We start from the raw sequence: 7,988 nt of genomic DNA on the forward strand, positions 1-7,988 counted from the left end.
CCCAGAAACATCCTCATTAAATCAGCGGCGAGTGCCCCGGCATTCTCCGCTGCATTCGCATGCCCTTTTATCCTCCCTGGAGTTATCACGAAATTGTTAACTCTTGAGGAGGATTTAGTAAGTATTCTTTTTATAAAGTGCAGGCATATGTCCATGAGGAGCCCCGTCAATTCCGCCCGGCTCTCCGTTCACTCTCTGACACAGGAACATCATGATGCTGGTCATTATTCTTGCTTATCTGGGCGGCCTGCTAACCATTGCCAGCCCTTGTATCCTGCCGGTGCTGCCGTTTGTCTTTGCGCGATCCGACCAGCCGTTTGTCCGCACAGGGCTGCCGCTTCTGGCGGGCATGGCGTTAACGTTCACGTTATTCGCTACCTTGGCTGCCGTCGGCGGTGGCTGGGTCGTCGCGGCTAACCAATATGGCCGCGGCGTCGCATTAGTGTTGATGGCCGTTTTTGGCATCACGTTGCTGTTCCCTCGCCTGGCTGAGCGCGTTATGCACCCTCTGGTTAACGCGGGTAACTCGCTGTCTAACCGCGTGGCACCAGGCCAGCCGGCAGGGCCTGGCGCTTCATTTTTACTGGGGATTGCAACCGGGTTGCTTTGGGCGCCTTGCGCAGGCCCCATTCTGGGGCTGGTCCTGACAGGCGCAGCCCTGCAGGGGGCAAACGTAGGCTCCACGCTGCTGCTGCTGTCTTATGCCGCAGGTGCGGCCACCTCGCTGGCGCTGGCGCTTTTGATCGGTGGCAAAGTCTTCAGCGCCATGAAACGCTCTCTGGGCGTAGGGGAATGGATCCGTCGAATTCTGGGCGCTGGGATGTTACTTGGCGTCGTCGCTATTTCTTTTGGCCTGGATACCGGCGTACTGGCCCGACTTTCTACCGCGTCAACCGGCGGCATCGAACAAGCGCTGGTCAAACGTCTTTCCCCGGACAGCACCACGGCCAATGCCCCAACGTCCACCTCCGTGGTGAAAACCTCAGATGACGACACCATTCCAACGCTAACCGATGCTGGCGCGATGCCTTCGTTGAGCGGCGCGACGCAGTGGCTCAACTCGCCACCGCTGACTGCTGAATCGCTGAAAGGCAAAGTCGTCCTCGTCGATTTCTGGACTTACTCCTGCATTAACTGCCTGCGTTCTTTGCCGTATGTGAAAGCCTGGGCCGAAAAATACCGCGATCAGCGCCTGGTGGTGATTGGCGTGCACGCGCCGGAGTTCGCCTTTGAACGTGACGTCAATAACGTCACAAAAGAGGCGAAAAAACTGGGCGTGACTTATCCCATCGCCATTGATAACGATTACAGCATCTGGCGGGCGTTCAATAATCAGTACTGGCCTGCGCATTACTTTATCGATGCCAGCGGCCACATTCGCTACGAGCACTTTGGCGAAGGCGATTATGCACAATCCGAACGCGTTATTCAGGAACTGCTGCGCCAGGCGGGTGCTAAAAACGTTAACAGCGGCATCAGCACTGTTTCTGCCAGCGGCGTAGAACAGGCAGCCAGCGGCCAGAATGATATCTCTCCAGAGACCTATCTCGGCTATATGCGGGCGCAGAACTTTGCCTCTGGCGAAGTCACCGGGGACAAACCGGCAGACTACAAAAAGCCTTCCGCACTGCCTCTGGACAGTTGGGGTCTAGAAGGTAACTGGACCATCGGCGGGGAGAACATCACGCTTAATCGCCCGAATGGCCGCATTGTTTACCAGTTCCATGCTCGCGATCTGCACCTCGTTCTCGGCCCGGGTGCAGAAGGCAAACCGGTGCATTTTAAAGTCACTATCGACGGCCAGGCACCCGGTAGCGTCCACGGTTCAGACGTTAACCCGGACGGCAGCGGCACGGTGACGGAACAGCGCCTTTACCAGCTAATTCGCCAGTCGAGCGGCAGCGGCGAACACACGTTCAGCATTGAGTTTGAAGATCCGGGCGTGAACGCCTATGCCTTCACGTTCGGTTAACCGGGGAGCATTAAGATGAAACAAACACTATTTTCTGCCTGCAAACACCGGGTAGCCTTGTTTAGCGCACCGGTACTGATCGTCGCGGCACTTGTCTTTCAGAATACTGCCTGGTCCGAAGCCGAACGTGCGGTGGCTATTCCTGCGCCACTGCAGGACGAGTCGCCCACGAGCCAGCATCTTGAAACCGCCGTCTTTGCCGGGGGCTGTTTCTGGGGCGTCCAGGGCGTATTTCAGCATGTGAAAGGCGTAACGAGCGCAATATCTGGCTATACGGGCGGCAAAGCACGGACGGCGAATTATGAGACGGTAAGCATGGGGATGACCGGGCACGCCGAATCCGTGCAGGTTATCTTTGATCCGACCAAAGTAACCTATGGCCAGCTATTACAGGTCTTCTTTTCTGTTGCGCACAACCCAACAGAGCTAAACCGTCAGGGACCGGATTACGGGACACAATATCGCTCCACCGTTTTCCCGCTCAGCGAATCACAGGCGAAAGTTGCCAAAGCGTATATCACGCAGCTTAACGCCAGCCATAAGTTTAGTGCGCCGCTGGTCACCACGGTGGAAGAACATGCGCAGTTCTACCCGGCGGAGAAGTATCACCAGAATTTCCTGAACGACAACCCAAATTACCCTTACATTGCGATCAACGACATTCCGAAAGTCGAGCAGCTTAAACAGCTCTTCCCGGAGCTGTGGAACAAAGATCCGGTGCTAGTGAAAGGGTGAAAAAAACCGCGCCAGTGAAATACAGTGGCGCGGTTTTCCATTTCGCAATATGCGCTATTTATTCTTTTTCGGGTACAACTCATCCCGGCAGTACGGCTCTATCTCGCCTTCTTTGCGGGTCTTCAGGAGCTTGAGGATCCAGGTATATTGCTCCGGATGTGGGCCCACCAGCAATTCCACCTCTTCGTTCATCCGGCGAGCGATGGTATGGTCATCGGCATCCATCAGGTCATCCATCGGCGGGCGGATAAAAATATCCAGCCTGTGGGTGTCGCTGTTATAAACCGGGAACAGCGGGATCACGCGGGCGCGACAAACTTTCATCAGGCGGCCAATGGCCGGCAGCGTTGCCTTGTAGGTCGCGAAGAAATCGACAAATTCGCTGTGCTCAGGGCCGTGATCCTGGTCGGGAAGATAGTATCCCCAGTAACCCTGACGAACGGAACTGATAAACGGTTTGATGCCGTCGTTGCGGGCATGCATGCGGCCGCCAAAACGACGACGCACCGTATTCCAGACATAGTCAAACAGCTGATTGCCCTGGTTATGGAACATCGCCGCCATTTTCTGGCCTTCAGAGGCCATCAGCATGGCGGGGATATCGACAGCCCAGCCGTGTGGCACGAGGAAAATCACGTTTTCCCCTTTGGCGCGGATCTCGTCCACAATCTCTTTACCGTGCCAGTCCACGCGGGACATGACCTTCTTCGGGTCACGCAGTGCCAATTCCGCCATCAGCACCATCGCCTGCGGCGCCGTGGCGAACATGCGATCGATGATTGCCTCACGCTCGGCTTCCGGTAAATCCGGGAAGCAGTAAAGCAGGTTAATTTGCGCCCGGCGTCTGGCGCTTTTGCCCAGCCGCCCTGCTAAGCGCCCCACTTTCCCCAGCAAAGGATCCCGGAGCCCCGGAGGAAGAAGCGCCAGCCCCACAAAAGCGCCAACGCCAAGCCATGCCCCCCAGTAACGCGGGTGCAAAAAGGCTCTTTGAAATTCAGGGATAAACTCACTGTGGTTTTTTTTTGCTTTTTCCATGCGGCTCTCTGCAGTTCGCCAGCAGTCTGGCGAGACAAATTTATCGTTATTTTAGCGGGGCAACGGCCGGCAGACAAAAGAAAAAGCCGGCCACTGGAGCCGGCTTTTCGTTAAAGGGAAAAATCAGTCGATGCGCAGTTGCGGTAATACGTCTTTTACCTGCGCCAGGTAATCGCTGCGATCGGATCCGGTCAGGCCCTCAGAACGCGGCAGCTTGGCCGTCAGCGGGTTAACCGCCTGCTGGTTGATCCACACTTCGTAGTGCAGGTGCGGGCCGGTAGAACGTCCGGTATTACCCGACAGTGCAATACGGTCACCGCGCTTCACTTTCTGGCCAGGTTTCACCAACAGCTTCTTAAGGTGCATGTAACGGGTGGTGTAAGTGCGACCATGGCGGATAGCCACAAAGAATCCGGCCGCGCCGCTGCGCTTCGCCATTACCACTTCGCCATCCCCGACGGCCAGCACAGGCGTACCCTGCGGCATCGCAAAATCAACGCCTTTATGCGGCGCAACGCGGCCAGTTACTGGGTTAAGGCGGCGTGGATTGAAGTTCGACGAAACACGGAACTGCTTCACGGTTGGGAAGCGCATAAAGCCTTTGGCCAGGCCCGAACCGTTACGATCGTAGAACTTGCCGTCTTCAGCGCGAATGGCGTAGTAATCTTTGCCGTCGCTGCGCAGGCGCACGCCGACCAGTTGGCTTTGCTCGCGCTTGCCGTCCAGCATTTCGCGGGACATCAGCACGGAGAATTCATCGCCCTTTTTCAGCTTGCGGAAGTCCATCTGCCACTGCATCGCTTTGATAACTGAGCTAATCTCCGCGCTGGTTAAACCGGCATCACGCGCGCTGGAAACAAAACTTGCCCCCACCGTGCCCTTCAGCACGCTGTTAACCCAATCGCCCTGCTGGGTTTCGCTGCTCATTTTGAAACCGTTATCAGTGCGATCGTAAGTGCGCGTTTCGCGGCGCGACATTTCCCAGGTCAGACGCTGCAAATCGCCGTCTGCGCTAAGTGTCCAGGAAAGCTGCTGACCAATTTTCATGTTTCGCAGGTCTTTATCAGCAGCAGCGAGCTGACTGATGTCACCCATGTCGATGCCATACTGATTCAGAATGCTGCTTAGCGTATCGCCTGTAGATACGACATATTCATGAACGCCTGCTTCACCGGAGGTTTTATCATCCAGTTCATCCTGAGGCAGCGTGTCATCTTCGGCGTCCGGGGACTGATCAAGGGGTTCGCTGGCTTCCGGCAGCAGCGAATGTATTTCGCTTTTTTGAAGTTCGATAGTCTTGATTATCGGACTGGACTGCGGATGGTAAATTGACGGTCGCCATACTGCGACCGCCAGAGTGAGAACCGTAAGCGACCCCAGCATAACGCGATGGGGCCGTGATAGATTGTCAAATGCCATGGCGACAGAGCGGGCTATCTGTTGCACGTATTCACTTCCTCGTTAATCTCCTTTCAGGCAGCTCGCATACTGGTTCGCAAGTCCGGTCATAAACTGCATATAGCTGTTTTTACCCAATGCGACTTCAATTCCCAGAGGATCTAAGGTGCCGGAGCGGACATTAGTGCCTCTGGCAACGGCGTTAATTACCGCTGGCCTGAATTGTGGCTCAGCAAAAACGCAAACCGCTTTATGCTCAACCAACTGTGTTCTTATTTCATGTAAACGCTGGGCACCAGGCTGTATTTCAGGGTTAACGGTAAAGTGGCCAAGCGGCGTTAAACCGTAGTGCTTTTCAAAGTAGCCATAGGCGTCATGAAAAACGAAATACCCCTTTCCTTTCAGCGGTGCCAGCACGGAACCCACCTGTTTATCGGCGTCGGCTAAGCCTGACTCGAAATCTTTCAGGTTGGCGTCAAGTTTGGCTCGATTTTCGGGCATAAGTTCCACTAATTTATCGTGGATTGCAACCGCCGACAGCCGCGCCACCTCTGGGGAGAGCCAAATGTGCAAGTTGTATTCACCGTGATGGTGATCTGCGTCACTCTTTGCGCCATGGTCGTGTTCATCGCCGTGCTCATGGTCATCGTCATCACCGCCTTTCATCAGCAGCGGTTTCACGCCGGTAAGAGCCGCCAGCTCAAGCTGTTTTTGCTCGGGAAGCTGGCGCACGGACTTCTGCATAAAGGCTTCCATTTCAGGACCAACCCAAACGACTAAGTCCGCGCCCTGTAAGCGTTTTACATCAGACGGGCGAAGTGCATAATCGTGCTCAGAGGCACCATCAGGCAGTAATACTTCTGTGCTAGTCACCCCGTCGGCAATGGCTGAAGCGATAAAGCCCAGAGGCTTAATGGACGCCACAACGGCGGCGTTGGTGCCGGTGACAGCAGAACCCCAGAGGGCGGCGGAAAATGCAGCGAAAAGAAGTGTCTTTTTATGTAACATAATGCAACTTATCATCGTGATAACCAGAATAATTGTGATATTATAACATCCGCTAACTTATGCAACCCCTGAAATTGTCATGACAAATTTGGTTGAACTGGAAAATATCTCGGTCTCTTTCGGCCAGCGGCGCGTGCTGGCCGATATCTCACTTGCGCTAAAGCCTGGCCGTATTCTTACGCTGCTAGGGCCAAACGGTGCAGGTAAATCCACCTTAGTGCGCGTCGTGCTCGGGCTGGTTACCCCCGACCAGGGCGTCATTAAGCGCGATCGGCATCTGCGCATTGGCTACGTCCCGCAGAAACTTCATTTGGACGCCACGCTGCCGCTCACGGTCAGCCGTTTCCTGCGGCTGCGTCCGGGAGTAAAAAAAGCAGACATTCTCCCTGCGCTTAAACGCGTGCAGGCCGCCCATTTGATAGATGCGCCGATGCAGAAGCTCTCTGGCGGTGAAAACCAGCGCGTTCTGCTGGCGCGCGCATTGCTTAATGAGCCTCATCTGCTGGTGCTGGATGAGCCCACCCAGGGCGTGGACGTCAACGGCCAGCTCGCGCTTTACAACTTGATCGATCAGCTTCGCCATGAGCTGAACTGCGCCGTGCTGATGGTGTCTCATGACCTGCACCTCGTCATGGCCAAAACCGATGAAGTGTTGTGCCTGAATCACCATATTTGCTGTTCCGGCACGCCAGAAGTCGTTTCTACTCATCCGGAGTTTATCTCGATGTTTGGGCCCATCGGTGCCGAACAGCTGGGCATTTATCGCCACCATCATAACCACCGTCACGATCTGCAGGGTCGCATCGTTCTGCGCAGAGGGAATGGACAGTAATGCTTGAATTGTTGTTGCCCGGCTGGCTGGCCGGGGTTTTGCTTGCCTGTGCGGCGGGGCCATTGGGCTCTTTTGTGGTCTGGCGCCGGATGTCCTATTTTGGCGATACGCTGGCTCACGCCTCATTGCTGGGGGTCGCGTTTGGTCTGCTACTCAACGTGAACCCCTTTTATGCCGTTATCGCGGTGACGTTGTTACTTGCCGTTGGTCTTGTCTGGCTGGAGAAACGCCCTCACCTCGCCATTGATACTCTGCTCGGTATTATGGCGCACAGCGCCCTGTCGCTCGGTCTGGTGGTGGTCAGCCTGATGTCCAACGTGCGCGTTGACCTGATGGCGTACCTTTTCGGCGATTTACTGTCGGTTACGCCGTCGGACATTATCTCCATTGCCGCTGGCGTTGTCGTCGTGCTTGGCGTGCTTGCCTGGCAATGGCGTAGCCTGCTGGCGATGACCATCAGCCCGGATCTGGCCCACGTAGACGGCGTCAATCTTCAGCGAGTGAAAATGCTGTTGATGCTGGTGACCGCCCTCACCATTGGCGTTGCAATGAAATTCGTCGGGGCGCTCATCATTACCTCGCTGCTAATCATCCCGGCCGCAACCGCACGTCGCTTCGCCCGGACGCCTGAGCAAATGGCAGGCTTTGCGGTTCTCATTGGTATGATTGCCGTCACCGGCGGGCTGGCTTTCTCGGCGCTTTACGATACTCCTGCAGGCCCGTCTGTCGTGCTGGCCGCCGCTATGCTGTTTATTCTGAGCATGGCCAAAAAGCAGCCCGCTTAAATCTCACGCAGACACAAAAAAGGCGCCCTGAGGCGCCTTCAGACTGCTGACTAACCCCACTGTTTTTTGGTGGGGTTCTGTTTTTGAGCGACCGCAGGTCGCGATCGCGATTTTTTTTCTCTCACCCTGCCAGCGTTTTCAGCCACAGCCTCCGGGCCACATATCCCCTCATGAAGGCCGTCACCATGCTAAAAAGCCAGCAAAGATGCGCCAGCAGCGCCAT

The 7,988-nt window shown here is 55.5% G+C and carries 7 protein-coding genes; 4 read left to right on the plus strand and 3 right to left on the minus strand.

The annotated features are described in order from the left end of the window. Positions 1-211: 211 nt before the first annotated feature. Together B9Y90_RS02625 and msrA are read left to right on the plus strand one after the other, a co-directional pair. Positions 212-1,972: a cytochrome c biogenesis protein DipZ gene (locus tag B9Y90_RS02625; RefSeq protein WP_254902597.1), complete on the plus strand. Its 1,761-nt coding sequence runs from the start codon at positions 212-214 to the stop codon at positions 1,970-1,972. A 15-nt stretch (positions 1,973-1,987) separates the two neighbouring features. Further along, a complete protein-coding gene (msrA, locus tag B9Y90_RS02630) occupies positions 1,988-2,707 on the plus strand; it encodes a peptide-methionine (S)-S-oxide reductase MsrA (protein ID WP_085540118.1) in 720 nt (239 codons plus the stop codon). 54 nt (positions 2,708-2,761) lie between these two features. Here the strand turns inward: msrA and lpxM are convergent, their stop codons facing one another. From lpxM to znuA, 3 genes are all read right to left on the minus strand, one after another. Further along, positions 2,762-3,742: a lauroyl-Kdo(2)-lipid IV(A) myristoyltransferase gene (lpxM, locus tag B9Y90_RS02635; protein ID WP_085540119.1), complete on the minus strand. Its 981-nt coding sequence runs from the start codon at positions 3,740-3,742 to the stop codon at positions 2,762-2,764. A 123-nt stretch (positions 3,743-3,865) separates the two neighbouring features. Then, positions 3,866-5,188 (minus strand): murein DD-endopeptidase MepM, encoded by a 1,323-nt coding sequence (gene mepM, locus B9Y90_RS02640; protein WP_071842750.1) that lies wholly within the window; start codon positions 5,186-5,188, stop codon positions 3,866-3,868. A 15-nt stretch (positions 5,189-5,203) separates the two neighbouring features. Then, complete coding sequence (gene znuA, locus B9Y90_RS02645) at positions 5,204-6,148, minus strand: zinc ABC transporter substrate-binding protein ZnuA (RefSeq protein WP_085540120.1); 945 nt, start codon at positions 6,146-6,148, stop codon at positions 5,204-5,206. 79 nt (positions 6,149-6,227) lie between these two features. On the opposite strand from znuA, the gene znuC reads away from it, so the two are divergent. Continuing rightward, positions 6,228-6,980: a zinc ABC transporter ATP-binding protein ZnuC gene (znuC, locus tag B9Y90_RS02650; protein WP_039294562.1), complete on the plus strand. Its 753-nt coding sequence runs from the start codon at positions 6,228-6,230 to the stop codon at positions 6,978-6,980. Next, the gene (znuB, locus tag B9Y90_RS02655) at positions 6,980-7,765 is read left to right on the plus strand and encodes a zinc ABC transporter permease subunit ZnuB (RefSeq protein ID WP_085540121.1); all 786 of its coding nucleotides are present in this window, start codon (positions 6,980-6,982) and stop codon (positions 7,763-7,765) included. Before znuC ends, znuB begins: the two co-directional genes overlap by 1 nt. Positions 7,766-7,988: the final 223 nt, after the last annotated feature.

The sequence above is a fragment of the Cedecea sp. NFIX57 genome (assembly GCF_900177785.1).
Lineage (GTDB): Bacteria > Pseudomonadota > Gammaproteobacteria > Enterobacterales > Enterobacteriaceae > Cedecea > Cedecea neteri_C.